Annotated in this window: 3 protein-coding genes; 1 reads left to right on the top strand and 2 read right to left on the bottom strand. The window is 47.9% G+C overall.

What is annotated here, in order from left to right:
* Window positions 1–593 (top strand): ABC transporter ATP-binding protein (locus ACI32D_RS06750; RefSeq protein ID WP_439775824.1); only part of this gene is annotated, 593 nt, incomplete at its 5' end.
* A gap of 71 nt (window positions 594–664) precedes the next feature.
* On the opposite strand, the gene ACI32D_RS06745 is transcribed toward ACI32D_RS06750, so the two are convergent.
* Window positions 665–973 carry a rhodanese-like domain-containing protein gene (locus tag ACI32D_RS06745; RefSeq protein WP_439775823.1) on the bottom strand — a complete coding sequence of 103 codons (309 nt, stop codon included), beginning with the start codon at window positions 971–973 and terminating at the stop codon, window positions 665–667.
* A 35-nt stretch (window positions 974–1,008) separates the two neighbouring features.
* The gene (locus tag ACI32D_RS06740; RefSeq protein ID WP_439775822.1) at window positions 1,009–1,530 is read right to left on the bottom strand and encodes a GNAT family N-acetyltransferase; all 522 of its coding nucleotides are present in this window, start codon (window positions 1,528–1,530) and stop codon (window positions 1,009–1,011) included.
* Between the last annotated feature and the right edge of the window lie 226 nt (window positions 1,531–1,756).

Below are 1,756 nucleotides of genomic sequence, written 5' to 3'. Positions count from 1 at the left end.
TGAACTTGATCAACCGTTTCTATGACGTAAACAGCGGGGCCGTAACTTTTGACGGGACTGACGTCCGTGACCTGCAGCTGGAAAACCTGCGGAGCAATGTTGGGATCGTGCTTCAGGATTCCGTCCTCTTTTCTGGGACGGTGGCGGACAACATCCGCTACGGCAAGCCCGATGCTTCAATGGACGAAGTCATCGCCGCGGCCAAGGAAGCCCAGCTGCACGACTTTGTCATGACTCTGCCAAAGCAATACGACACGCCAATTGAGAATGGCCAGGCCAATTTCTCAACTGGGCAAAAGCAGCTTTTGTCGATTGCCAGAACGATCCTGGTCGACCCGGCCTTTTTGATTCTGGACGAAGCAACCAGCAACGTCGACACGGTTACGGAAGAAAAGATCCAAAAGGCTATGGACAACGTGATTGCTGGCCGGACCAGCTTCGTGATTGCCCACCGTTTGAAAACGATTTTGAATTCCGACAAGATCGTCGTCTTGAAAGACGGCAAGGTAATTGAAGAAGGACCGCATGCTGACTTGATCAAGAAGCGCGGCTTCTACTACAAGCTCTACACCAGCCAGATGGCTTTTGAATAAATACATGCAAAAAGGACACCTTGTCACGAATAGTGATGGGTGTCCTTTTTTGCATCTCGCTCAATTCTGTTTTATTCGGTCTCACCGCGGTAGTCGACAATTCCGCCGATATTTTTCACATTGGAGTAGCCCATTTGCTTAAGCAGGTCAACTGCTTGAGCGCTTCTGTTGCCGCTCCTGCAATGAACAAACAGCGGCGTATCAAGATCTGCGATCTCTTCTCTGGCTGCTCCGATACTGCTCAAGGGAATATTGATGCTGGCCGGGATGTGCCCTGCCTCGTATTCATCCTTTTCTCTAACATCGATCAGTTTGGCATAAGGCGTTTTACGAAATTCAGCTACGCCTTTGTTAATGTCATTTTCTTGAAGTTGATCCATTTTCTTTACCCCTTTCATTATGTAAAAAGTATCTCTTACAGCTTCTTTTCCAAAAGAACAAGCGGGATGTCCTTAAGACCGTTAAAGTTGCACGGAATGATGCCTATTTCCTTGTAGCCAAGTTTCTTGTACATTCCCCGGGCGTTCTTGTTGTGAGCGTTGGTATCCATGCGCAGATAGCTGGCAGCAGCCTTCCGCGCGTAGTCTTCGTAAAAAGCTACAAAAGCCTTCCCGTAGCCGCGGTGAGCTGCGTATGGATCAACCACCAATGTATGCAGCACCATGACTTCATCGTCTTTAGCCGCATACTCCCAGTTCCCCTGCGCGTAAGCATCAACCTGCTTATCGTTGATGATAGCAGTAGCAACGACCTTGCCCTGGTCATCTTCCAGGACGAAAAGGTCGCCTCTTTCCAGTGCATCCTGTGCGGTATTTCTGGTCGGGTAAATCGCTCTGTCCCAGCCGATTTCTACCTTCCCTGCTTCTTCAAAATCATGAATATGGCTGTAAATGTCAGCCACTGCATCAAGGTCCTTGTCTTGCGCTTTCCTAATCAAAAAATCACCTTTTCCGTTTTTCTTACGATGATAACAAAAAGCTTTCTCTTCTGTCTATAGAAAAATTAGTTAGCGAATTGGTGACACTGGCTGTCTCACTCATTCTGCCATGCGTTTTGTCAGCAGCTTGTCAACAAAGTCGCTGCCTGCATCGCTGACATTGCTTCTTAACCATTCAAATTTCAGCTTGGCGGTATCGAATTTGGCCAGTTCACGGTCAATTTCC

Origin of the sequence: Lactobacillus sp., assembly GCF_051873315.1 — a bacterium.
Classification (GTDB): Bacteria; Bacillota; Bacilli; order Lactobacillales; family Lactobacillaceae; genus Lactobacillus.
Note: the sequence above shows the minus strand (reverse complement) of the source record. Positions and strands in the feature narration are given on the sequence as shown.

Excerpts from the sequence above, each read along its gene's own strand:
- ACI32D_RS06745 (WP_439775823.1), bottom strand. The coding sequence starts at position 973 with ATGGATCAACTTCAAGAAAATGACATTAACAAAGGCGTAGCTGAATTT.